This is a genomic window from Curtobacterium flaccumfaciens (assembly GCF_018598405.1).
Classification (GTDB): domain Bacteria; phylum Actinomycetota; class Actinomycetes; order Actinomycetales; family Microbacteriaceae; genus Curtobacterium; species Curtobacterium aurantiacum.
Genome location: NZ_JAHEWS010000004.1, coordinates 154,138 through 177,135 on the forward strand (window position 1 = coordinate 154,138; position 22,998 = coordinate 177,135).

Genomic DNA, 22,998 nt, shown 5'->3' on the forward strand with positions numbered 1-22,998 from the left:
CCGGTGGTGTGCGCCAGCGCAGGTTGCCTGTTGCGCCTATCGCAGCAGCAGGTTCGGCTGCAGCAGGTACCGGTATCCATCGGTCGCTGCGGCCTCTTGCGAAGTCTGGCCGGTGATCAGCACCGGGCCCGGCTTGTTGGGGTTCTCCGTCTTGGTGAAGGAGATGCGGACGAACTCGGAGTGCACCGCGTTCAGCCCGTCCAGGAGGAAGGCGGGCTTCAAGGAGACCACCGTGTCCTCGCCGGTCAACAACGCACTGATCGACTCTGACGCCTGCGCTTGTTCGGATCCGATCGCCTCGAGCGTGAGCCCGTCGACCGTGAAGGAGAACCGGAGCGCGGCTTCGCGCTCCAGGACGAGGGAGACCCGTCGGACCGCTTCGACGAGTTCCGCGGTGTTGATCACCGCGTGGTCGTTGACGGTCTCGGGGAACAGCCGGCGGACCGGCGGGTAGTTGCCCTTGATGAGCAACGACGTCACGGTCTTGTCGTCGGCGTGGAACGCGATGAGCTCGCGGTCCGAGTTGCCGCTGATCGACACCGAAACCGTTGATGCCGACCCGAACGTGCGGCCGACCTCCTGCAGGGTCCGTGCGGGGACCAGCGCGTGCAGCGGGTCCGAGCCGACGCGGCCGGAGTCCCACGCGATCGTGCGGACGGCGACGCGGTAGCGGTCCGTCGCGATGAGGGAGAGGTCGTTGTCACCGACCTCGAGCTGGACGCCGGTGATGACGGGGGTGACGTCGTCACGGCTGGCGGCGACGGCGACCTGGGACACCGCTTCGGAGAACGCGTCGCCGGGGATGACACCGGTCTGCGGGCCGATCTCGGGCAGGGTCGGGTACTCCTCGACCGGCATGGACAGCAGCGTGAAGTGCGCGGAGCCGCAGCTGACCGAGATCTTGGCGTCTTCGGTGGTGAACGACACGGGAGCGTTCGGCAGCCGGCTCGCGATGTCGTTGAGCAGGCGGCCAGAGACCAAGACCGTACCCGGTTCGTCGATCTGCGCCGAGATGGAGGTCTGCGCCGAGACCTCGTAGTCGAACGACGAGAGCGTCAGACGATCTCCGTCGGCGTGGATCAGGACGCCCGACAGGATCGGGAGGGTCGTGCGCTGCGGGAGGAGCTTCACTGCGAAGGAGACGGCTTCGGAGAAGACGTCCCGGTTGACCTCGAACTTCACAGCTGGAACCCCTGTCGATCGGCTTGGACTGTCCGGCCGCCCCATTCTGGCACAGGCGGAGGAGGGCCGGATTTCTTGTCATCCCGCCGTCCACAAGGTTGTCCCGCGGAGATGAATCGTTAACCAGGAGTAATGGTGTTAACGCCTGTGCACACTGTGGATAACCCTGTGCATCCCGCTCCGCAGTAGGGAACTACACGCATGTGACTTGTGAGCGGTGTGTGAGCGTTAACGGGATGAATGAAACTCATCTATCCACTTCCATCCCCAGTCTCCACAGGTGACCCCTCAGCTGTGTACAACCGGGCGGCGTGTCCTCCACAGTTATCCACAGGCTATCCACACTGTGAGAACTCCGGCCCATGGAACCGTCTCAGATGGTGGATGACCCCGGGGACGGGCCGATCTCAGCGGTAGCGGCGGTCCTGCTTGATGCGGCTGGTGAGCTCGGTCACCTGGTTGTAGATCGACCGTCGCTCCTTCATGAGCTCGGTGATCTTCTTGTTCGCGTACATGACCGTGGTGTGGTCGCGGTTGCCGAACAGCTGCCCGATCTTGGGCAGGGACAGGCTCGTCAGCTCGCGGCAGAGGTACATCGCGATCTGTCGCGCCGTGGCGATCGCCTGGGAGCGGGACGACCCGTACAGGTCGTCGACGGAGAGCTTGAAGTACTCCGCGGTGTGGTTGATGATGTCCGTCGGCGCGACGACGTTGTCCTCGTCGAGGGTGATCAGGTCCTTCAGGACCGTCTGCACCAGGGCCATGTCGACGGCCGTCCGGTTGAGGCTCGCGAACGCGGTGACGCGGATCAGCGTGCCCTCGAGCTCCCGGATGTTGCTCGACACCTTCGACGCCATGAACTCGAGGATGTCGTCGGGCACCTGCAGGTGGTCCGACTGCGCCTTCTTGCGGAGGATCGCGATGCGCGTCTCGAGCTCCGGTGCCTGCACGTCGGTGATGAGGCCCCACTCGAAGCGGGAGCGCATCCGGTCCTCGAAGCCCGTCAGGTGCTTCGGCGCGACGTCCGACGTGATGACCACCTGCTTGTTGTGGTCGTGCAGCGTGTTGAACGTGTGGAAGAAGGCCTCCTGCGTGGAGTCCTTCCCCTGCAGGAACTGGATGTCGTCGATCAGCAGGATGTCGATGTCGCGGTAGCGCTGCTGGAACTGGTTCGAGCGGTTGTTCGCGATCGAGTTGATGAAGTCGTTGGTGAACTCCTCACTCGACACGTACCGGACGCGGATCCCCGGGTAGAGGCTCTCGGCGTAGTGCCCGATGGCGTGGAGCAAGTGGGTCTTGCCCAGTCCGGAGTCCCCGTAGATGAAGAGCGGGTTGTAGGCCTTGGCCGGCGCCTCGGCGACCGCGACGGCTGCGGCGTGGGCGAACCGGTTCGACGACCCGATGACGAAGTTGTCGAAGTTGTACTTCGGGTTGAGCCGCGACTCCGGGCGCCCGCTGGTGCCGGGAGAGTCGATCTGACTCGGCACGAACGGTGCCTCGATGTACTGGCGTGGAGCGGCACTCTGCTCGACGGCTTCCTGCACGGGCTCGGCGTACTCGGGGACGTTCGGGTCCACCCGCGGCTCCGAGGCCATGTCCGGGTTGACGGTGATCGCGAAGTTGGCGACCGCGTCGTCACCGATGCGGCCGACCGCCTCCGTGATGGGGATGCGGATGCGCTGCTCGAGCATGCCCCGGGTCAGGTCGTTCGGCACCTCGAGGTAGAGGGTGCCGGCGAGCACGCCCTTCGGCTCGACCAGGTTCAGGAACCCGTGGAGCTGCGGCGTGATGCGGGGGTCCTCGGCGAGGAGTCCGAGTACGGATGACCAGAGGTCCTCGACGGGGTCGGCCGGCATCGTCATGTCGCGCTCGTCTCCAGGGGTCGTGTCGTGCTGTCGCTGTTGGACGAGGGTGCGTCCTGCGGGGTCGGACATGCCGTGGCGTCCTCGGCGACCGCACTCGGGACCAGGTCGTCGCCGGCGGATCGTCGGTGGCTCCGGGGGCTTCGTCGACGCCTCGTTGCCGCGGACGTTCCCACAGGGTTGTCCACAGTGTTGTCCACGACCGCTCCGAGCCGTGCAACAGGAGTGCTTCCCTGTCGTACCGGGCCTGGAGGCGATCGATCACCCCACTGTAAAGGACCGGAGCGGGTCGCACCGAACGGAAGTTGTCCCCAATGTGGAGAATGGGCTCGAGCGACCGGAACCGTGGGCGCGACGACGTGACCGGTCCGAGCGGGGTTTGACCTGCCCGCCGCTGTCACGTATCGTTAACCAGTTGACTGCGGCCCTTTGGTCGCGCCCATCTGCGTCGTTCGACACCCGGACGGCTACACATACGTGACGGCTCGCCGCGAGCAGCCGTGTGGAGAACATCATGAGCAAGCGCACCTTCCAGCCGAACAACCGTCGCCGCGCCAAGAAGCACGGTTTCCGCCTCCGCATGCGGACGCGTGCCGGCCGTGCCATCCTGTCGGCGCGTCGCGCCAAGGGCCGCACCGAGCTCTCGGCCTGATCAGGCTCATCGCCTGATCCGGTCCTCGGTCTGACCCCGGCGTCGCAGTGTTGGCCAGCGCCAACCGCATCGTGCGCGGGGACGACTACCGGAACGTCGTGCGTCGTGGTCGCAAGAGCGCCACGGCGCACGTCGTCGTGTCCGTGGTCCGTCAGCCGGCCGACCGGATCGGACCGACACGGTTCGGGTTCATCGTCGCGAAGACGGTGGGCAACGCCGTGACCCGGAACCTGATCAGGCGGCGGCTCAAGGCGATCGCGCACGACCTGCTCGTCGAGTGCCCCGAGGGGTTCGACGTGGTGGTCCGTGTACTGCCAGCCGCATCGCAGGCCGGATGGCCTACCCTTCTCGAAGACGTCACGCGCTCCTTCGCGCGCGGGGTGGAGAAGCCAGCATGAACCGCACTCTGTGGACCCGGCTTGCCTGGGTCGTCGCGTTGCTCCCACGCAACGCGTGCGTCGTCGTGCTCCGGGCCTACCGTGCGGTGGTCTCCCCGCTGTACGGCAACGTCTGCCGCTACCACCCGTCATGCTCCCGGTACGCCCTCGAGGCGATCCAGCAGTACGGCGTCGTGCGCGGATCCGCCATGGGCGCCTGGCGCATCGCCCGTTGCAACCCCTGGGCTGCTGGCGGCATCGACGACGTCAAGGAACGCCGTCACCCGTTCATCGTCAACCGGTTCGGGTTCGTCCTCGCGCCGATCCCGCAGCAGCCGCACCCCGCGGTCGGAACGGCCCGGCCGGTCCTGCTCCCCCAGCGCACTCGAAAGGCGTAGCCGTCCCCATGGACATCATCGGAACGATCCTCTGGCCGCTCAAATGGGTGGTCTCGGCCATCCTCGTCGGCTTCCACTGGATCTTCGAGAGCATCGGCATGGACCCGGGCGCGGGGATCACCTGGGTGCTCTCGATCATCTTCCTGACGTTCGTGGTGCGCGCAGCGCTGATCCCGATCTTCGTCCGGCAGATCAAGTCGCAGCGCCGCATGCTCGAGGTCGCGCCGCAGCTGAAGAAGATCCAGGACAAGTACAAGGGCAAGAAGGACCAGTTCTCGCGTGAGGCCATGAGCCGCGAGACGATGGCGCTCTACAAGGAGACCGGGACCAACCCGCTCAGCTCCTGCCTGCCGCTGCTGCTGCAGATGCCGATCTTCTTCTCGCTGTACTCGGTGCTGCACGAGGCCCAGATCAACAAGACGGGCATCGGCCTCCTGACGACCGACCTCGCGGGGTCGTTCGGCAACGCGGCCCTGTTCGGTGCTCCCCTGCACGAGACGTTCACGAACGCCTCCGGCTGGGAGGTCCGTGCGATCGCGGGCTTCATGATCGTCGTGATGACGGCGTCGCAGTTCATCACGCAGCTGCAGCTCGTCGCCAAGAACATGTCCCCGGAGACCAAGGAGTCTCCGATGTACCGCCAGCAGAAGATGATGCTGTACATCCTCCCGCTGGTCTTCGTGATCTCGGGCCTGAGCTTCCCCCTCGGCGTCATGTTCTACTGGCTGGCCTCGAACGTCTGGACGATGGCGCAGCAGTACTTCGTCATCCGCAGCATGCCGACGCCCGGCTCCGAAGCGGCGTTGGCCCGTGAAGCCCGCCTGGCCAAGAAGGCACAGCGTCGTGGGACGGCCACCCCGGTCCTCGCCGAGGCCGGTGCCGGCGCCGGTGCGACGGAGATCGAGCCCGTGCGCGTCACCACCCAGCGTCAGCAGCCGGTCGGCAAGCAGCGCCAGAAGAAGAACGGGAAGAAGTAAGTGACCGAGCAGGAATCCGCAGCCGCCATCGAGACGACGGACAGCGAGACGACGGACACCGGGACCGAGGACGTCCGCGACGAAGCGGACATCGCGGCGGACTACATCGAGGAACTCCTCGACATCTGCGACCTCGACGGTGACATCGAGATCGAGGAACGCGCTGGTCGTGTGTACCTGTCGGTCACCGATGACGGAGAAGCACTCCGCGTGCTGTCGAAGCCCGACACCGTGACGGCGCTGCAGGAGCTCACCCGGATCGCCGTGCAGGCCGAGACCGGTGAGTTCAGCCGGCTCATCCTCGACGTCGGCGGCTCGCGGGACGCCCGTGCCGACGAGCTGCAGCGGCTCGTGGACACCGCCGTCGAGCGTATCGAAGCCGGTTCGTCGTCGGCTGCACTCCCCCCGATGTCGTCCTACGAACGCAAGCTCGTGCACGACCTGGTCGCTGAGAAGGGCTTCCACTCAGAGTCCGAGGGTGAGGGTCGGGACCGCCACACGGTCGTCACCCGATGACGGACGCACCCGTCCCGACGGAGGCAGCACCGGTGCTCGAGGCTGAGCCTGCGGCGGCCGCAACACTCTTCGGTGACCAGATCGAGGCAGCGCGCTCGTTCACGAACGAGCTCGCCCGGCGGGGCGAGGAGCTCGGCCTGATCGGCCCGCTCGAGCTTCCCCGCTTGTGGACGCGACACATCCTCAATTCCGCGTTGCTCGCACCCCTCCTGGAGGCCCGTGGTCGCGTCGCCGACGTCGGCTCCGGAGCGGGATTGCCGGGTCTCGTGCTGGCGATCGCCCGTCCGGACCTCGAGTTCGTGCTCATCGAGCCGATGGAGCGCCGGACCGATTGGCTCCGCGGCGAGTCCGACCGGCTCGGTCTGCAGAACGTTACGGTGCTCCGCGGTCGTGCTGAGGACGTGGCGGACGACGTCGTCGTTGACCAGGTCACCGCACGCGCGGTCAGCGCCCTGTCGAAGCTCATCCCCCTCACCGTGCCCCTGGTCCGTTCGGGTGGACAGCTCATCCTGATGAAGGGTGCGCGGGTCGACGAAGAGATCGAGAAGGCACGAAAGGTCATCCTCCGGAAGCGCCTCTCCGATGTTGAGGTGCTCGAGCTCGGAGAAGGTGTGGTCGACGAGACGACCCGCGTCTTCCGGGCTACAGTTGACTGACGCTGCGGCTCGGGCCGGGTCATCCGGCCGCCAGTGGCTCCGCGTTCCACGTGAAACATCGAACCGGGGAAGAGGCACTCGTTGAGTTCATCGACCGACTACGACGCGTCGACGCCGCTCGCTCGCGAGATCGCCGACCTGAACCGTCGCCGGCGCGCGATCGCCACGCAACAGTTCCCACTCCCTTCAGAGACGCGGATCATCACCGTCTCGAACCAAAAGGGCGGCGTCGGCAAGACAACGACGACGGTCAACCTGGCCGCGGGTCTCGCCCACGGTGGCGCTCGTGTGCTGGTCATCGATCTGGACCCGCAGGGCAACGCTTCGACCGCGCTCGGTGTCGACCACCAGGCGGAGGTCGCGAGCATCTACGACGTGATCGTCGATGAGGCACCGATGGCCGACACCGTGCAGGCCTCCCCCGAGTCGGACACGCTCTGGTGCGTGCCAGCAACGATTCACCTTGCCGGCGCCGAGATCGAACTCGTGTCACTGGTGGCCCGTGAACAGCGCCTCCGGACCGCGCTCGACATGTACCTGCAGTCCCTCGATGAGCCGTACCACTACGTCTTCATCGACTGCCCGCCCTCCCTAGGGCTGCTGACCATCAACGCCTTCGTCGCTGCGCAAGAGGTACTCATCCCGATTCAGTGTGAGTACTACGCACTGGAGGGCCTGAGCCAGCTGCTGCGGAACATCGAACTGATCGAGCGACACCTCAACCCGAACCTCCGGGTGTCCACGATCCTGCTGACCATGTACGACAGCCGCACGAACCTGTCGAACCAGGTGGCGAACGATGTCCGAGAGCACTTCGGCGACCAGGTGCTCAAGGCGATGATCCCCCGCTCCGTCCGCGTGAGCGAAGCACCGAGCTACGGCCAGAGCGTCGTCGCCTACGACGTGAACTCCACCGGGTCGCTGTCCTACCTGGAAGCGGCCTCCGAGATCGCAGCACGAGGAGCGAAGCACTGATGGCACCGAAGCGAACCGGACTCGGCCGAGGCATTGGCGCCCTGATCCCGACGGCGACCGACCAGCAGGATCGTCCCGTCGACGTGTTCTTCCCGACCGGTGGCTCGCCGGCATCCGCTCCGACGGCAGACGAGTTGGTGGCCGTGCCGGGAGCACGACTGGCGAACCTCAATCCGCTCGATGTGATCCCCAACGCGCAGCAGCCGCGGAAGGATTTCCGCGAAGAGGAGCTCCAGGAGCTCGTTCACTCGATCCGCGAGATCGGCGTTCTACAGCCCATCGTCGTGCGTCCCATCCCCGGTGCGACGGGCACCGACCCGCAGTACGAGCTCATCATGGGTGAGCGTCGTCTCCGCGCCACGAAGGAACTCGGGCTGAGCACGATCCCCGCGATCGTGAAGGACACCCCGGACGACGCGATGCTCCGGGATGCGTTGCTGGAAAACCTCCACCGCGCGCAGCTCAACCCACTCGAGGAAGCCTCCGCCTACCAGCAGCTGTTGGCGGACTTCGGTATCACCCAGGAGCAGCTCGGCCAGCGGATCGGTCGGTCGCGTCCGCAGATCACGAACACCATCCGCCTCCTGCGGCTCCCCTCCCCCGTGCAGCGTCGTGTTGCCGCGGGCGTGCTCTCCGCCGGACACGCGCGGGCGATCCTCGCTGCTCCGGATGCGGAGGCGATGGAGTACCTCGCCGAGAAGATCGTCAACGAGGACCTCTCCGTTCGTGCTGCGGAGGCGATTGCGCAGCAGTTGTCCGCGAAGACCCCCGCGACGAAGCCGAAGCCCGAGCCGTCGAAGCGTCAGGCGCACTTCAACGACCTCGCTGAACGCCTCGGTGATCGGCTCAACACCCGCGTCAAGATCGCCGTCGGTGCTCGGAAGAGTTCGGTGACGATCGACTTCGCGAACGGCGATGACCTCAACCGCATCCTCGGTGAGCTCGGCGTGCAGGACCTCGAGGGCTGAACCGATCGCTGAGCGGCCCTGTGCGGCTGTTTGAGCCCCGGGAACGGCCAAAGCGGGTGCGGACATAGGTAGGTCGTCTCGGTCGCTCCAGCGGCTCCACAGCTCGCTCGGACGCGGATGCAACAGCGGTGACCGCGGTCTGCCTGTGGGGAGATGGTGAAGTCGTGACGAACAGCGGCTCCGCCTTCATGCCAGTTGTCCGAGGGATGTTCTAGCGGGCTGTGATCCGTGGTTCCGCGAGGTCGCTGTAGCGGGGTCACGGTCGTCGGGCCGGTACTCGAGAGCGCGCACCAGCCCACGTTGTCCCTAAACTCCTCACTCCTCACTCCTCAGTTGTCGGAGTCCGTGCCGCGATGATCGCCCACAACGACGTTCGGCCTGGGGCGGTGGAGATCGTCGTGATCGACGTCGAGGCGTTCGGCAGTGTCGACTTGCGCGATGTGAACCGTTGGAGATCGTCGGCGTCGACCCCGAGGATGCCTGGGCTCCTTGGCTGGCCATCGCCGGAGCCGGGGGCCGACGCGGTCGCGGATGGTGCGTGACCGCCACATCGAAGTCGGTTCGACAGTTTGATCGACCCATCGCGGAAGAGTCCGGGCCTCTGGCACCTGGCGCAATTCCGGTGGAATGTGGCGGACGATACGCCGACCGTCGACTGCTGGGAGCCCCCGCTTCAGCGAGTGACACGACGTTCCACGTGGAACATCCAAGCTCGCGCTACAGAGCCGACGGGATACGAGAGCCGGTGTTCCACGTGGAACATCGGCAGCAGGGTCAGCCGCGGTGATCCCGGATGGCCTGCTCGGCGAGCTCGGCGTAGGTCCAACCGAGGTCGAAACCGGAAGCGGACAGTGCCTGCGGCAGCAGTGACGTCTCGGTGAGCCCGGGGAGGACGTTGGCCTCGAGGAACCAGGGCGTCCCGGCGCCGTCGATGATCAGGTCGACGCGGGACAGGTGCCGGAGTCCCAGAGCTGCGTGCGCGGCGACTGCTGCGTCCGCGGCTGCTCCGGCGAACTCATCCGAGAGCCGCGCGGGCGTGTAAAAGGTCGTCTCCCCCGCGTTGTAGCGCGCCTCGAACCCGTAGATGCCGTTCCGCGGCACGATCTCCACGGCGGAGAGCGCCACGGGGCCCTCTCCGGTGTCGATGATCCCCACGGCGACCTCGGTGCCGCGGATCAGCTGCTCGACCACGACGTCGTCGCAGTACGTGTACGCCGTCACCATGGCCCGAGGCAGGTCCTTGACGTCGTCGACCAGCGTGACGCCCTGTGCACTCCCGCCTCGCGCCGGCTTCACGGCGAGCGGCACAGGGTGCTCGGTCGCGATGGCCTCAAGGACACCGACGGCGCCGAGCTCGCGGAAGACGTCGTGGGAGAGCGTCACCGAACGAGGGGTGCGGACGCCGGCGCGGGCGACCAGCGCTGACGCCGTGGGCTTGTCCCATGCCAACCGAGCCGACGTCGAACGTGAGCCGACGAACGGGATGTCCACGGCCTCCAGGATGCCCCGAAGGGCCCCGTCCTCACCGGAGGCGCCGTGCAGTGCCGGCCACACGACGTCCGGGCGTGATTCGGCGAGAGCCGGCAGGAGCAGCGCGTCAGCGTCGCGTAGGTCGACCCGCCAGCCGTAGCCGGTCAGTGAGTCGGCGACCCGACGGCCGGAGCGGAGGGAGACGTCGCGTTCGTGCGAGATGCCTCCGGCTACGACGACGACGTGACGACGGGTGAGCTCGGCCATGCGGGGTCCTCCGGTGTGGAACTGCGGTGCTGCGCGAGGAGCACTGAGGAAAAGCGCTGATCAGGAGATGTTCGGCGGCGGTGCGCTGACCGACGACGTCTGACGGACCACGGTGTTCGGTCGGGTCGTCGGGCCGAACGTCTCGATCAGTTCGAGTTCGTCGTTGACGACGTTGGCCAGACGCTTGACCCCCACCCGGATCTGCTCCGGCGTGGGGTAGCAGAACGAGAGACGGATGTGTCCGCCACCGCGTCCGTCCGCGTAGAAGGCGGTCCCGGGCGTGTACGCCACGAGCTCCTTGACCGCGCGCGGGAGCATGCCCTTGGAGTCGAGCGACTCGGGCAGCGTCAGCCACACGAAGAAGCCACCGTTCGGCTTGGTCCAGGACAGGTCGGGCAGGAACTCCCCCAGCGCAGACAGCATGGCGTCGCGGCGCTCGGCGTAGATGCCCCGGAAGGTGTCGACCTGGCCCTTCCAGTCCGCCGCGTCGAGGTACGCGTTCACGACGTACTGGCCGAACGAGTTGGGCGCGAGCACGGCCGATTCGTTGGCGAGCACGAGCTTCTCGCGGATGGCGTGCGGCGCGAGTGCCCAGCCGACGCGGAAGCCCGGTGCGAGGGTCTTCGAGAAGGAACCGAGGTACACGACGCCCTCTTCGTCGATCGATCGGATCGCCTGCGGCGCCGGCTCGTCGAACCAGAGGAGGCCGTACGGGTTGTCCTCGAGCACGAGGATGTTGTTCGACCGGCAGATGTCGAGCACCTCGATGCGGCGCTCACGGCTCATCGTGACGCCGGCGGGGTTGTGGAAGTTCGGGATCGTGTAGAGGAACTTGATCCGCTTGCCCTGGGTGCGGAGGTTCGCGATCGCCTCGCGCAGCGCCTCGGGGACGAGGCCGAGCTCGTCGGTCGTCACGTGGACCGTCTCGGCCTGGTACGACCGGAAGACGCCGATCGCGCCGACGTAGGACGGCGACTCTGCGAGCACGACATCACCCGGATCGATGAACAGCCGGGTGACGAGGTCCAGCGCGTGCTGCGAACCGGTGGTGACGACGACGTCCTCGGCGCTGGCACGGATGCCCTCGAGGCTCATCACGTCGACGATGTGTTCACGGAGCGAGCGCAGGCCCTGTCCCCCGCCGTACTGGAGCGCCATGGCGGAGTGCTCGTTCATGACACGGTCCAGTGAGCCCGTGACGAGCTCTCTGGGGAGCGCGGAGACGAACGGCATGCCGCCGGCCAGCGAGACCACTTCGGGGCGCGAGGCGACGGCGAACAGGGCTCGGACCTCGGAGGCGCTCAGCCCGGCGGTGCGCTGGGCGTAGGAGTCGTACCAGGGGTCGAGGCTGTTGCCGTTCGTCATCGAGTGCTCCGTTCAGTGGGACATTCCCGCCACACTACGACATCGGCCCCGGGAACCAGGGTTCCGCGACGGGGCCGATCGTCATCCGGTGGCTCCGGACGAGAACGGCCCCGCTCTCCGGGGAGAGCGGGGCCGTTTCCTGTGGGGCGACCTACGCGAGGAACTCGGCGAGGTCGGCCTCGAGCGCGGGCTTCGGCTTGGCGCCGATGACGGTCTTGACGACCTCGCCGCCCTTGAAGACCTTCATCGCCGGGATCGACGTGATCTGGTAGTTCATGGCCGACTGGGGGTTGTCGTCCACGTTGAGCTTCACGATCTCGATCTTGCCGGCGTGCTCTTCGGCGATCTGGTCGAGGATCGGCGAGACCGCGCGACACGGGCCACACCACTCCGCCCAGAAGTCGACGAGGATCGTCTTGTCGGACTTGAGGACCTCATCCGAGAAGGTGGCGTCGGTGACAGCCTTGGCGTTGGACATGTGTGCTCCTTCGAGAAGTCGTTCAGGGGGTACAACGGCGATGCCGTTGTGGTATTCCGAGGCGGGTTGGTCCGCTCAGGCGCGTGCTGCGATGACGTCGACCATCGCGGGCTCGGTCGCACCGACACCCTCGGCCTCGTCCGTCAGTGCGTCGTCGAGATCGGCGAGGTACTTCTCGGCGTCGAGCGCGGCGACCGTGCCCGAACCGGCAGCCGTGATGGCCTGGCGGTAGGTCGGATCGATGACGTCACCGGCGGCGAAGACACCCGGCAGGCTGGTCTTCGACGAGCGGCCCTGGACGGCGATCGTGCCCTCGGGCGCGATGTCGATCTGGCCGTGGATCAGGTGCGTGCGCGGGTCGTTGCCGATCGCGATGAACAGGCCGTCCAGCGCGAGCTCGGACTCCTCGCCCGTCACGGTGTCCTTGAGCGTGACGCCCTCGACCGCGGAGTCACCCGTGATGCCGGTGACTTCCTTGTTCCACGCGAACTCGATCTTCGGGTCGTTCATCGCGCGGTCCTGCATGATCTTCGACGCACGCAGGGAGTCCTTGCGGTGGATGACCGTCACCTTGTCGGCGAAGCGGGTGAGGAACGTCGCCTCTTCCATCGCGGAGTCGCCGCCACCGACGACGGCGATGTTCTTCTGACGGAAGAAGAAGCCGTCGCAGGTCGCGCACCACGAGACACCGTGGCCGGACAGGCGCTCTTCGTCGGGGAGGCCGAGGTGACGGTAGGCCGAGCCGGTGGCGTAGATGACCGCGAGGGCCTCGTACGTCTCGCCGGAGCCGACGGTGACCTTCTTGGTCTTGCCGGTGAGGTCGACGGAGACGGCGTCGTCGTACAGGACCTCGGCACCGAACTTCTCGGCCTGTTCCTGCATCTTGATCATGAGGTCGGGGCCCTGGATGCCTTCGGGGAAGCCCGGGAAGTTCTCGACCTCGGTCGTCTTGGTGAGTTCACCGCCCGTCTCGACACTGGAGGCGACGATGAGCGGCTTGAGCTCTGCGCGCGCGGCGTAGATGCCGGCGGTGAACCCGGCCGGGCCGGAACCGATGATGATGAGCTGGCGCATGCCTGGTTGCCCTTCCGTTGTGTCTGACCGGGTCAACCCATCGTACCGGCGTGGCATTCCGCACGGCCCGTGAGGATCCGGGCCGGCGGTCTGCTCAGCGGCCGAGCTTGCTGCGGAGCATCCGGACGGCGTTCCCGATCTCACCGTTCTTCGCGACGACGAGCGCCCCGAAGTACACGGCCACCATGGCGGCGCCGGTCAGGATGATCGTGATGAGGGCACCGGTGCGGTCGGACATCGCGAACCCGGCCTCCGAGAACGCGCCGAAGAAGTTCACGACGAGGAGCCCGACGACGCCGGAGATCAGCGCGGCGATCACGAACTGGACGTGCGACCGGGTGATGACCGGACCCTCGATGCTCCCGAGCCGCTTGCGGACGAGCACGAGTGCGACGATCGTCTGCGCCGACCCCGCGATGGTGGTGCAGGCGGCGACCCCGATGCCGATGATCGAGGTGGGGAACGTCGAGACCGCCAGGGCCCCGATGACGAAGAGCACCGACTGGATGCACTGCATGAGGAACGGGGTGCGGTGGTCGTGCATCGCCCAGAAGACGCGCTGGATGACGAACAGCATGCTGAACAGGACGAGACCAGGCATGTAGGCGACGAGCACGGCACCGACCTGCAGGGCGCTCTCGAACGTGCCCTCGTACAGGCGGCCGAACGGGACGGCGACGACGATCAGCGCGACCGAGGCGAAGACGGTGAAGAGCCCGACGATGCGCAGTGACAGCGACAGGTTGCGGCGGACCGCGTCGAGGTCACCGCGCTCGGCGTCGTGGCTCATGCGGGTGAAGTACGCCGTCGCGATGGAGACCGTGATGATCGAGTGCGGGAGCATGAAGATGAGCCACGCGTTGCCGAGCACGGCGTTGCCGGGCCCGTCGTCCTGCCCCTTCCAGGCGACCGTCGACTGCACGATGCCGGCGATCTGGGTCACGAGGATCATCGCGAAGAGCCAACCGGCCGCGGTCCCCGTGGACTTGAGACCGACCCCGCGCCAGCGGAAGTCCGGTCGGAACGACAGTCCGGCGCGCTTCCAGAAGAACGGCAGGAACGCTGCCTGGGCGAAGACGCCCAGCGACGCGCTGCCGGCGAGCACCGCGATCTTCGTCGGCGTCCACTCGCCGACGTCGCTGCGTCCGCTGCCGAACAGTGCGATGAAGACGATGAGGCCGGCGATCGCGATGACGTTGTTCAGCAGCGGTGCCCACGTGAAGGGGCCGAAGACCTGCTTGGCGTTCAGCACCTCACCGAGCAGCGAGTACATCGCGTAGAAGAGGATCTGCGGCAGGCACCAGAAGGCGAAGGCGATGGCGAGGTCGGTCGCGGCCGGACCCCTGGCGTCGGACGACGTGGTGTACAGCCGCACGAGCAGCGGCGCGAGTGCTGTCGCCACGATGGTGATGACGATGAACGCCGAGCCACCGAGCGTCACGATCTTGTTGACGTACGCCTGCCCGCCGTCCGCGCCGGTCTTCATCGCGCGGACGATCTGCGGGATGAGCACCGCGGACAGCAGGCCACCGGCGATGAGCGCGTAGATGTTGTTCGGCAGCTGGTTCGCGACCGCGAAGGCGTTGGCCGAGGGGCTCGCGTTCTGCCCGATCGCGTACGCCAGCACGAACGTCTTGGCGAAGCCCAGGATGCGGCTGACCATCGTGCCGGCCGCGAGCATCGCGCTCGCCCGCCCGAGACTGCGCTCGGCGATCGGCTCGGCGTCGACGTCGGGCTGGGGCTGGCTGGCGCTGATGGTCGGCTCCTCGGCGTCGCGGCCGTCCGCGACGGTGTTGCGTGCGGCGTCGGACGGGAGGCCCGGCTCGGCTCCGGCGCGCGCGATGGCGCCCTGCAGGGGGTCGCGGTCCGTCGCCGCGGCGGACCCGCCGGCAGGGGCGACGGCGGTGGACGCGGCCATCGCGGAGGCGGTGGCCGCGTCGGGGTGGTGATCCGTGCCTCCAGACCGGGTCGTGGCCGCCTGCGCGCCCCCGACCGTCGGCTGGACCGCCAGGGGGCGGTTCGGGTCGTCGTCGTCCTCGTCGTCGAGCTCGCCGTTGCGGCGCCGCGCGCGCTTGCGGATGCTGCGGAAGATGCCGAAGCCGAAGATGCCGATCAGGGCGATCGCGGCGACGGCCGTGATGACCGTCTCCCACTGCGCCTGGACGTTCAGCTCGACCGTCGCGGGCTGGGCGACGGCGACACCGGTCGGGCTCGAGAGCGACATCGTCAGCTCGACCTTGCCGTTCGCGACCGACTGCACGGGGACGGTGGCACGGGTGGATGAGTCCGGCTGGATCTCGACGACGATGTCGTTGCGGACGACCCGGAGCGCCGAGTTGGACGGCTGTACGGAGAGGTGCACCGTGACGGGGTACCGCGAACTGTTCCGGATCGAGACCGGCAGGGACGACCGGTCGCCGAGCAGGGTGAGACTGCTCGAGTCGACGATCCCGACCTCGGTGGTGCTCTTCGCCCAGGCCGCCGTGCGTGCCTCGACGGCGGCTGCGAGCCCCTGGTCGTCGTCGCGCCAGGCGTTCGAGGCGAGGGCGAGCAGCCGGAGGCGGGCCGGAGCGGTGAGTTCGTTCGGGTCCGTGAGGATCGTGGCGAAGGCGGAGAGCCCCTGCTCGCCCTGCACGAGCCGTTCGAGTTGATCGATGCGGGCGTCACCGGTGGAGGCGCTGGCGAGCGTGAGGGACCCCGCCACGGCGTTCGAGGCGGTGGAGAGGTCGGACGGGGCGACCCAGGCCGTGCTCTCGAGGGCGTCCAGTGCCTGGCTGAGCCGTGCGGAGTCGGACGGCCACTCGCGGCCGAGCGTCAGCAGGATCGGCCCGGTGGCGGTGGCCGCACGGGCCGAGGTGGCCAGCGTCGCGGTGAGCTCGGACATCGTCGACGACCAGGTCTGCCGGTCGGTGGCGGTCGCGGCTCGGCGGAGCATCGACGACATCGACTGGTCGGAGACGAGCACGTGGTCGTCGCCGATCTTCTCGGACGCGGCGATCGTGGTGTCGGCGCCGGCCGAGGTGTTGCCACTCGAGACGATCGTGGTCGTCGTGCCGGCGCGCTGCAGCGCCGGAAGGTCGGCGGAGGACACCGTGCCCTCGGTCGGCCAGGCGATGGAGTCCATCGAGTACGGGAAGTCGAGCAGGGACTCGGTGGTCGGGAGGGTCTCCTGCGCTTCGTCCTCGCCGGTGCCGGTGCCGGTGCCGGTGCCGGCGTCGGTCGTGGCGTCGTCGCTCGGGGCCTCGGTGCTGCCGGGGGACGACGTCTGCCCCGGTGTGGCAGTCGGTGTGGGCGCCGGGGTCTCGGCGCCGGGGAAGTTCTCGGCCTTCACGGACTGGTCGAGGGAGATCGGCGACAGGATGCCGTCCGACCCGGCCTGGCGGAGGCCCGTGACGTCGGCGTCGGCGTAGGGCAGCGCGAACGTCTCGTTGCGCAGGGACTCGAGGCGCTGCAGCCAGGTGACCGCGCTCGACGGTGCGTTCTCGCCGAGGATCCGGATCGACGCGATGATGCGGGGGTCGACGGCGACGGCGACGTTGTGGTCCTCTGCCGCGTCGAGCTGCTGCGTGAGCGTGCCGTCCACCGAGGTCGCGGCGGCGAGCACGGGGGCGGTGAGGATGCCGTCGGTGGACTTCGGCACGGTCACCGGCATCGCGACGGAGACGCTGACCGGGGCCTGTTCGAAGTCCGGGTACCAGGTGATCGCGGACCGGTCGACGGCGAAGGCGTCACCCGCCGTGTACTCGGCCGCGATGCGTCGGGCGCCGAAGGAGGGGTACCCGCCGAGGGCGACGTTGCCGGAGACGATGTCGACCGAGTCGATGGTGACCGAACGGTGCGCCGGGATGGCCGGGATGTCCACGGAGTCCATCGGTGCGCCAAGGTAACCGGTTGTGGTGGTGTCGTTGAGCCAGCTCGCGAGGACATCGCGCGTGCTCACAGAGCGGAAGATGTCGAACTCCGCCGTGCCGGCCGGCAGAGCAGCGTCGGTGTCGTTCGTGACCGTCACCGAGAGGGTGAGGTCCTGGTCGCGCTGGACGATGCCGCGGTTGGCGGGGGCGATCGAGATGGTCGCCTTCCCCGCGTCGGCCGCGGCCGGGTCGGCGACGTGGCTCTTCGCCGCGGACACCGTCGCGGCGGAGGCGTGGTCGGTGGTGACGGGCGCGACGACCAGGCCGAGCGCGACGAGGGTCGACGCGGCTGCGGCGAGCGTGGTGCGGAGCATCTGCATACGGGGAGCGGGCCACGGGGTCGGTTCGGGCCGAGCACGAGTGTATGAGGCGCGACCATGAACAGGACCCGTGCGCGCGCGGCTTGTGGAGAACTCGGGGCCTCGATCTGGGAGGATGAGCACCGTCATGCAGTCCGTTGCCCAGGCCGTCGAACGACTCGACGCACTCGCCGCCACCGAGCCCGTCGACCTCCTCGCTCGGGCCTTCGCCGACGCCGGACACGAACTCGCCCTCGTCGGCGGGCCCGTCCGTGACGCGTTCCTCGGCCGGCCGGTGACCGATCTCGACTTCACCACCGACGCGCGACCCGACGACGTCCTGCGCATCGTCGAACCGATCGCGAGCGCCACGTGGGACGTCGGCCGCCAGTTCGGCACCATCGCCGCGCGGGTCGCCGGCGAGCAGGTCGAGATCACCACGTACCGCAGCGACGTCTACGACGGCGAGACCCGCAAGCCCGAGGTCGCGTTCGGCGACACCATCGAGGACGACCTGCTCCGTCGCGACTTCACCGTCAACGCGATGGCGCTGCGACTGCCGGCCCGTGAGCTCGTCGACGTGCACGGCGGCGTCGAGGACCTGCTGGCCGCGCGGCTCCGGACGCCCCAGACGGCGATCGTCTCGTTCCGGGACGACCCCCTGCGGATGATGCGTGCGGCACGGTTCACGTCCCAGCTCGGGTTCACCGTCGACGACGACGTGCGGGCCGCGATGCAGGAACTCGTCGCTTCGATCGACATCGTCTCCGCCGAACGTGTGCGCGACGAGCTGGTCAAGCTGCTCAACACGAACGACCCGGTCCCCGGCATCCGGCTGCTCGTCGACACCGGGCTCGCCGAGCGGTTCCTGCCGGAGTTGCCCGAGATGCGCCTGGAGATCGACGAGCACCACCACCACAAGGACGTCTACGAGCACTCGCTCACCGTCCTGGAGCAGGCCATCGGCTACGAGGCCGAGCGGCACGCAGGCGATCCCCCGGACACCGTGCTGCGCCTCGCGGCCCTGCTGCACGACATCGGCAAGCCGGCGACCCGGAAGCTCGAGCCCGGCGGCGCCGTGAGCTTCCACCACCACGACCTCGTCGGGTCGAAGATGGCGAAGAAGCGGCTCCGTGCGCTGCGCTTCGACAACGACACCATCGCAGCGGTCTCCCGGCTGATCGAGCTGCACCTGCGCTTCTTCGGGTACACCGAGGGCGCCTGGACCGACTCCGCCGTCCGCCGGTACGTCCGCGACGCCGGGGACCAGCTCGAGCGACTCCACGAGCTCACCCGCTCCGACGTCACGACGCGGAACCGGCGGAAGGCCGACCGGCTGGCGTTCGCGTACGACGACCTCGAGGACCGCATCAGGGTGCTGTCGGCGCAGGAGGAACTCGAGTCGATCCGTCCCGACCTGACGGGCGACGACATCATGCGGATCCTCGAGATCCCGCCGGGGCGTGCGGTGGGCGAGGCCTACCGGTTCCTGCTCGAGGCGCGGATGGACGAAGGACCCCTCGGACCGGAGACGGCCGAGGAGCGCCTGCGCGAGTGGTGGGCCGCCAGGGGCGACACCAGCGCCGGTGGCGCGACCAGCGCCAGAAGCGACACCAGCGCCGGCGGCGCGGCCAGCGCCCGAGACGCGACCGACTGACGGGCGCGACCGTTCTCCACAGGCCGGTGGCGCGCCTCCAGGCAGTCCGGTAGGCTACCCAGGTTGCCCCTCGCGCACCTGCGTGGTCTGGGGCACATGCATCAACCCTCCTGCCCCGGGAACCGCCCGGGGCCGCTGAGACCAGAGGAGGTGGGTTCCGCATGCACCAGTACGAACTGATGGCGATCCTCGACCCCGAGATCGATGAGCGCACCGTCGCTCCCAGCCTGGACAAGTTCCTGGCCGTGATCCGCAACGCGGGTGGCACCGTCGACAACGTGGACGTCTGGGGCCGTCGCCGGCTCGCTTACGAGATCGCGAAGAAGTCCGAGGGCATCTACGCCGTCGTCGACTTCACGTCGTCGCCCGAGGCCGCCAAGGAGCTCGACCGTCAGCTCGGTCTCTCCGAGGCCGTGCTCCGCACGAAGGTCCTCCGCGCTGAAGAGGGCATCGCGCAGGTCGCCGCCCAGAAGCAGCGTGACGAGGCGCGTGCGGCCCGCAAGGCCGCCAACGCCTCCGCAACCGCGACCGCGAGCGCCGAGTAACCCGTGGCCGGCGAAACCGTCATCACGGTGGTGGGCAACCTCACCGCGGACCCCGAGCTGCGCTACACGCAGAACGGGCTCGCCGTGGCGAACTTCACCATCGCGTCGACCCCTCGCACGTTCGACCGTCAGGCGAACGAGTGGAAGGACGGCGACGCGCTGTTCCTCCGCGCGAGTGTGTGGCGCGAGTTCGCCGAGCACGTGGCGGGGTCGCTGACCAAGGGCTCGCGCGTCATCGCGCAGGGTCGTCTGCGTCAGCGTTCCTACCAGGACCGTGAGGGCCAGCAGCGCACGAGCATCGAGCTCGAGGTCGACGAGATCGGCCCGTCGCTCCGCTACGCGACCGCACAGATCACCCGTGCAGCGGGTGGCAGTGGCGGCGGTCGTGGCCAGGTCGGCGGTGGCGGCAACGCCCCCGCTGGCAACGGCGGCGGCAACTGGAACAACAACGGCGGCGGTCAGTCGGACGCGCCCTGGTCCCCCCAGGGTGGCCAGCAGGGTGGCGGCAACGCACAGTCGAACGACGTGTGGAGCACCCCCGGTGGCAACTTCGACGACGAGACCCCGTTCTGATCGGAGCACGCAGCGCCGCCTGACAGCGGCAACTGCGAGTTCCGGACTGATCCTCCGCGTTCCGACGGACACACAACTTTTCTTCTAAGGACAAATCACTATGGCTGGAAAGAGCACCGGCGACCGCCGGAAGCCTCGCGGCAAGGGCGGCAAGAACGCTGCTCCCGCGAAGTCGATCAAGGTCGGCGTCATCGACTACAAGGACGTTGCGACCCTTCGCAAGTTCATCTCGGAGCGTGGAAAGATCCGCGCCCGTCGCATCACCGGCGTCTCCGTCCAGGAGCAGCGCCTCATCGCCCGTGCCGTGAAGAACGCCCGTGAGATGGCGCTCCTCCCCTACGCCGGCTCCGGCCGCTGATCGGAGGTCGACACATGTCGAAGCTCATCCTCACCCACGAGGTCTCCGGCCTCGGTTCCGCTGGTGACGTCGTCGACGTCAAGAACGGCTATGCCCGCAACTACCTCATCCCCCAGGGCTTCGCTGTCGCGTGGTCCAAGGGCGGCGAGAAGCAGGTCGAGTCGATCCGTGCCGCGCGTACCGCGCGCGAGCTCGCCACCATCGAAGAGGCACAGGACCTCAAGATGAAGCTCGAGAACGCGACCATCACCCTGTCGGTCAAGGCCGGCAAGGACGGTCGTCTGTTCGGCTCCGTCCGTCCGGGCGACGTCGCTGACGCCGTCCAGGCGCAGGGCGTCGGCTCGCTCGACAAGCGCAAGGTCGAGGTCCCCGCGACCATCAAGACCGTCGGTGACCACGAGGCCACCGTGCGCCTGCGCGAGGACATCACTGCCGTGATCTCGCTCAAGGTCGTCGCTGCCAAGTAGCACTGACGTTCCGCTCCACGACGGGCGGGTTTCCTCCGGGAGGCCCGCCCGTCGTTGCGTTCCAGGGGCGGTCGCGCGGCTTGTCCTACGGCTGTCGCCGAGACGGTCACAGGCCTGGAGGCACGGCTCGACTCGGGCTGGCTGGTTACGGTGCAGACGGGGTCGCGCTGGCTGGGAACAGGCCGAGAACTCTTCCCACAGGAGGGGTGCTTGTCAAGTCGTTTTACACAGTGGAAACGTGTCAAATCAGAACCTTCAAGGGGTACTTGAACCCCACTTTTCCACACACGGTGTGTAACGGAAAACCCCAGGTCAAGCGGTCGAAAGTGTGTTCGTACCGGCCTTTTTCCACAGGCTCCTCCACAGTTGTCCACACAGCTGTCCGGCGTGTTCCGCAACCTCTCCACAGAGTTATCCACAGGGGCGTTTGTTGGGGATAACTCTGGGGTCGTACCTTGGGCCAGCGACTCGGGGATGTCGGTCGCCGGGGGTAGAAACAGGGTGCGGGTTCCGGCCGGTGGGTGTCGTCCCGCTGGTCCCGGTCCGTGTCGTCAACAGAGGAGAGCGTGTGTCGATCGCACATCTTGAGCCCGCACCGCAGGACTACGCGGAGCGCGGCATGGAACGCACCCCGCCGCACGACATGCTCGCGGAGCAGTCGACCATCGGCGGCATGCTCCTGTCGAAGGACGCCGTCGCCGACGTCATCGAGACCGCCCGTGGCGTGGACTTCTACGTCCCCAAGCACGAGGTCATCTTCGACGCGATCCTCTCGCTCTACTCGCACGGTGAGCCCACCGACGTCATCGCCGTCACCGACGAGTTGACCAAGACCGGCCTGCTGTCCCGCGCCGGCGGCGCCGAGTACCTGCACAGCGTCACGAGCATGGTGCCGACCGCCGCGAACGCCGGGTACTACGCCGGTATCGTCGCCGAGAAGGCCGTCCTCCGTCGCCTCGTCGACGCCGGCACCCGCATCGTGCAGATGGGCTACGCGTCGGAAGGTGAAGTCACCGACCTCGTCAACAGCGCGCAGGCCGAGGTCTACAACGTCGCCGGTGGTGTGCAGACCGAGGACTACGTCCCGCTGACCGACGCCATCTCCGCCGCGCTCGACGAGATCGAGGCCGCCAAGGGGCGTGACGGACAGATGACCGGTGTGCCGACCGGGTTCGCGCAGCTCGACGGCCTGACCAACGGCTTCCACCCCGGACAGCTCATCATCGTCGCCGCCCGACCCGCCCTCGGCAAGTCCACGCTGGCGCTCGACCTGTGCCGCGCCGCCGCGATCAAGCACGACCAGACGGCCGCGTTCTTCTCGCTCGAGATGGGTCGCGCCGAGATCGCGATGCGTCTGCTCTCCGCCGAGACCAGCGTCCCGCTGCAGAACATGCGCAAGGGCACCGTGGACTCCCGCGACTGGACCACCATCGCGCAGACCCGTGGTCGCATCAACGACGCCCCCTTCTTCATCGACGACTCCCCCAACATGACGCTCGTCGAGATCCGCGCCAAGTGCCGTCGACTCAAGCAGCAGCACAACCTGAAGCTCGTGGTCATCGACTACCTGCAGCTGATGACCTCGGGCAAGAAGGTCGAGAGCCGCCAGCAGGAGGTCTCCGAGTTCTCGCGTGCCCTGAAGCTGATGGCGAAGGAACTCCAGGTCCCCGTCATCGCCCTGTCGCAGCTGAACCGTGGACCCGAGCAGCGTGCCGACAAGAAGCCGGCGATCTCCGACCTGCGTGAGTCCGGCTCCATCGAGCAGGACGCCGACATGGTCATCCTGCTGCACCGCGAGTCGGCGTACGAGAAGGACAACCCGCGCCAGGGTGAGGCGGACCTGATCGTGGCGAAGCACCGTAACGGACCGACCGACACCATCACCGTGGCGTTCCACGGGATGTTCTCGCGGTTCGTCGACATGCCGCAGTAGGCGTCTGTCGTCGTCCGCCAGGCCTCGGTCGACGACCG

At 67.8% G+C, this 22,998-nt stretch carries 21 protein-coding genes; 14 read left to right on the plus strand and 7 right to left on the minus strand.

The window, feature by feature from the left end; all coding sequences use genetic code 11:
* Positions 1 to 36: 36 nt before the first annotated feature.
* The gene (gene dnaN / locus KK097_RS04240; protein ID WP_214529252.1) at positions 37 to 1,182 is read right to left on the minus strand and encodes a DNA polymerase III subunit beta; all 1,146 of its coding nucleotides are present in this window, start codon (positions 1,180 to 1,182) and stop codon (positions 37 to 39) included.
* A 407-nt stretch (positions 1,183 to 1,589) separates the two neighbouring features.
* Entirely contained in the window at positions 1,590 to 3,044 is a 1,455-nt protein-coding gene (gene dnaA / locus KK097_RS04245) for a chromosomal replication initiator protein DnaA (protein WP_214529336.1), read from the minus strand.
* 514 nt (positions 3,045 to 3,558) lie between these two features.
* Here dnaA and rpmH point away from each other — a divergent pair.
* The 8 genes from rpmH to KK097_RS04285 all read left to right on the plus strand — a co-directional run bounded on the left by rpmH (position 3,559) and on the right by KK097_RS04285 (position 8,563).
* A complete protein-coding gene (rpmH, locus tag KK097_RS04250) occupies positions 3,559 to 3,696 on the plus strand; it encodes a 50S ribosomal protein L34 (RefSeq protein WP_022889115.1) in 138 nt (45 codons plus the stop codon).
* Between the two features lie 47 nt (positions 3,697 to 3,743).
* Positions 3,744 to 4,094 (plus strand): ribonuclease P protein component, encoded by a 351-nt coding sequence (gene rnpA / locus KK097_RS04255; RefSeq protein WP_214543808.1) that lies wholly within the window; start codon positions 3,744 to 3,746, stop codon positions 4,092 to 4,094.
* Positions 4,091 to 4,471 (plus strand): membrane protein insertion efficiency factor YidD, encoded by a 381-nt coding sequence (yidD, locus tag KK097_RS04260; RefSeq protein WP_214543809.1) that lies wholly within the window; start codon positions 4,091 to 4,093, stop codon positions 4,469 to 4,471. Before rnpA ends, yidD begins: the two co-directional genes overlap by 4 nt.
* A gap of 8 nt (positions 4,472 to 4,479) precedes the next feature.
* Entirely contained in the window at positions 4,480 to 5,448 is a 969-nt protein-coding gene (gene yidC, locus KK097_RS04265; RefSeq protein WP_214543810.1) for a membrane protein insertase YidC, read from the plus strand.
* Positions 5,449 to 5,475: 27 nt separating this feature from the next.
* Complete coding sequence (locus tag KK097_RS04270; RefSeq protein ID WP_307858375.1) at positions 5,476 to 5,964, plus strand: Jag family protein; 489 nt, start codon at positions 5,476 to 5,478, stop codon at positions 5,962 to 5,964.
* Positions 5,961 to 6,620: a 16S rRNA (guanine(527)-N(7))-methyltransferase RsmG gene (gene rsmG, locus KK097_RS04275; RefSeq protein WP_214543811.1), complete on the plus strand. Its 660-nt coding sequence runs from the start codon at positions 5,961 to 5,963 to the stop codon at positions 6,618 to 6,620. Before KK097_RS04270 ends, rsmG begins: the two co-directional genes overlap by 4 nt.
* Positions 6,621 to 6,701: 81 nt before the next feature.
* The gene (locus KK097_RS04280; protein WP_284730976.1) at positions 6,702 to 7,595 is read left to right on the plus strand and encodes a ParA family protein; all 894 of its coding nucleotides are present in this window, start codon (positions 6,702 to 6,704) and stop codon (positions 7,593 to 7,595) included.
* The gene (locus KK097_RS04285; RefSeq protein WP_214543812.1) at positions 7,595 to 8,563 is read left to right on the plus strand and encodes a ParB/RepB/Spo0J family partition protein; all 969 of its coding nucleotides are present in this window, start codon (positions 7,595 to 7,597) and stop codon (positions 8,561 to 8,563) included. The genes KK097_RS04280 and KK097_RS04285 overlap by 1 nt, the downstream gene beginning before the upstream one ends.
* Positions 8,564 to 9,337: 774 nt before the next feature.
* Here KK097_RS04285 and KK097_RS04290 read toward each other — a convergent pair.
* The 5 genes from KK097_RS04290 to KK097_RS17885 form a co-directional block, all read right to left on the minus strand.
* The gene (locus KK097_RS04290; RefSeq protein ID WP_214543813.1) at positions 9,338 to 10,300 is read right to left on the minus strand and encodes a D-alanine--D-alanine ligase family protein; all 963 of its coding nucleotides are present in this window, start codon (positions 10,298 to 10,300) and stop codon (positions 9,338 to 9,340) included.
* Between the two features lie 60 nt (positions 10,301 to 10,360).
* On the minus strand, positions 10,361 to 11,665 hold the full coding sequence (locus KK097_RS04295; RefSeq protein ID WP_138802186.1) for an aminotransferase-like domain-containing protein: 1,305 nt from the start codon (positions 11,663 to 11,665) through the stop codon (positions 10,361 to 10,363).
* Between the two features lie 151 nt (positions 11,666 to 11,816).
* Positions 11,817 to 12,143 (minus strand): thioredoxin, encoded by a 327-nt coding sequence (gene trxA / locus KK097_RS04300; RefSeq protein ID WP_017887828.1) that lies wholly within the window; start codon positions 12,141 to 12,143, stop codon positions 11,817 to 11,819.
* A 75-nt stretch (positions 12,144 to 12,218) separates the two neighbouring features.
* A complete protein-coding gene (gene trxB, locus KK097_RS04305) occupies positions 12,219 to 13,217 on the minus strand; it encodes a thioredoxin-disulfide reductase (protein WP_214543814.1) in 999 nt (332 codons plus the stop codon).
* Positions 13,218 to 13,311: 94 nt separating this feature from the next.
* A complete protein-coding gene (locus KK097_RS17885; protein WP_250896426.1) occupies positions 13,312 to 17,442 on the minus strand; it encodes a DUF6049 family protein in 4,131 nt (1,376 codons plus the stop codon).
* 133 nt (positions 17,443 to 17,575) lie between these two features.
* On the opposite strand from KK097_RS17885, the gene KK097_RS04315 reads away from it, so the two are divergent.
* From KK097_RS04315 to dnaB, 6 genes are all read left to right on the plus strand, one after another.
* A complete protein-coding gene (locus tag KK097_RS04315) occupies positions 17,576 to 19,084 on the plus strand; it encodes a CCA tRNA nucleotidyltransferase (RefSeq protein WP_250896427.1) in 1,509 nt (502 codons plus the stop codon).
* Positions 19,085 to 19,245: 161 nt separating this feature from the next.
* A complete protein-coding gene (gene rpsF, locus KK097_RS04320) occupies positions 19,246 to 19,629 on the plus strand; it encodes a 30S ribosomal protein S6 (RefSeq protein WP_027466903.1) in 384 nt (127 codons plus the stop codon).
* A gap of 3 nt (positions 19,630 to 19,632) precedes the next feature.
* The gene (locus KK097_RS04325) at positions 19,633 to 20,202 is read left to right on the plus strand and encodes a single-stranded DNA-binding protein (RefSeq protein ID WP_110862690.1); all 570 of its coding nucleotides are present in this window, start codon (positions 19,633 to 19,635) and stop codon (positions 20,200 to 20,202) included.
* 100 nt (positions 20,203 to 20,302) lie between these two features.
* Positions 20,303 to 20,560: a 30S ribosomal protein S18 gene (rpsR, locus tag KK097_RS04330; RefSeq protein WP_017887834.1), complete on the plus strand. Its 258-nt coding sequence runs from the start codon at positions 20,303 to 20,305 to the stop codon at positions 20,558 to 20,560.
* A gap of 14 nt (positions 20,561 to 20,574) precedes the next feature.
* Positions 20,575 to 21,027, plus strand: coding sequence for a 50S ribosomal protein L9 (gene rplI / locus KK097_RS04335; protein WP_027466901.1), 453 nt, complete (start codon positions 20,575 to 20,577; stop codon positions 21,025 to 21,027).
* 568 nt (positions 21,028 to 21,595) lie between these two features.
* A complete protein-coding gene (gene dnaB / locus KK097_RS04340; protein ID WP_031260130.1) occupies positions 21,596 to 22,960 on the plus strand; it encodes a replicative DNA helicase in 1,365 nt (454 codons plus the stop codon).
* Positions 22,961 to 22,998 lie beyond the last annotated feature (38 nt).

Excerpts from the sequence above, each read along its gene's own strand:
- KK097_RS04290 (WP_214543813.1), bottom strand. The coding sequence starts at position 10,300 with ATGGCCGAGCTCACCCGTCGTCACGTCGTCGTCGTAGCCGGAGGCATC.
- KK097_RS04315 (WP_250896427.1), top strand. The coding sequence starts at position 17,576 with ATGCAGTCCGTTGCCCAGGCCGTCGAACGACTCGACGCACTCGCCGCC.
- yidD (WP_214543809.1), top strand. The coding sequence starts at position 4,091 with ATGAACCGCACTCTGTGGACCCGGCTTGCCTGGGTCGTCGCGTTGCTC.
- KK097_RS17885 (WP_250896426.1), bottom strand. The coding sequence starts at position 17,442 with ATGCTCCGCACCACGCTCGCCGCAGCCGCGTCGACCCTCGTCGCGCTC.
- rplI (WP_027466901.1), top strand. The coding sequence starts at position 20,575 with ATGTCGAAGCTCATCCTCACCCACGAGGTCTCCGGCCTCGGTTCCGCT.
- trxA (WP_017887828.1), bottom strand. The coding sequence starts at position 12,143 with ATGTCCAACGCCAAGGCTGTCACCGACGCCACCTTCTCGGATGAGGTC.
- dnaA (WP_214529336.1), bottom strand. The coding sequence starts at position 3,044 with ATGACGATGCCGGCCGACCCCGTCGAGGACCTCTGGTCATCCGTACTC.
- yidC (WP_214543810.1), top strand. The coding sequence starts at position 4,480 with ATGGACATCATCGGAACGATCCTCTGGCCGCTCAAATGGGTGGTCTCG.
- KK097_RS04285 (WP_214543812.1), top strand. The coding sequence starts at position 7,595 with ATGGCACCGAAGCGAACCGGACTCGGCCGAGGCATTGGCGCCCTGATC.
- rpsR (WP_017887834.1), top strand. The coding sequence starts at position 20,303 with ATGGCTGGAAAGAGCACCGGCGACCGCCGGAAGCCTCGCGGCAAGGGC.
- KK097_RS04295 (WP_138802186.1), bottom strand. The coding sequence starts at position 11,665 with ATGACGAACGGCAACAGCCTCGACCCCTGGTACGACTCCTACGCCCAG.
- rsmG (WP_214543811.1), top strand. The coding sequence starts at position 5,961 with ATGACGGACGCACCCGTCCCGACGGAGGCAGCACCGGTGCTCGAGGCT.
- trxB (WP_214543814.1), bottom strand. The coding sequence starts at position 13,217 with ATGCGCCAGCTCATCATCATCGGTTCCGGCCCGGCCGGGTTCACCGCC.
- rpmH (WP_022889115.1), top strand. The coding sequence starts at position 3,559 with ATGAGCAAGCGCACCTTCCAGCCGAACAACCGTCGCCGCGCCAAGAAG.
- rpsF (WP_027466903.1), top strand. The coding sequence starts at position 19,246 with ATGCACCAGTACGAACTGATGGCGATCCTCGACCCCGAGATCGATGAG.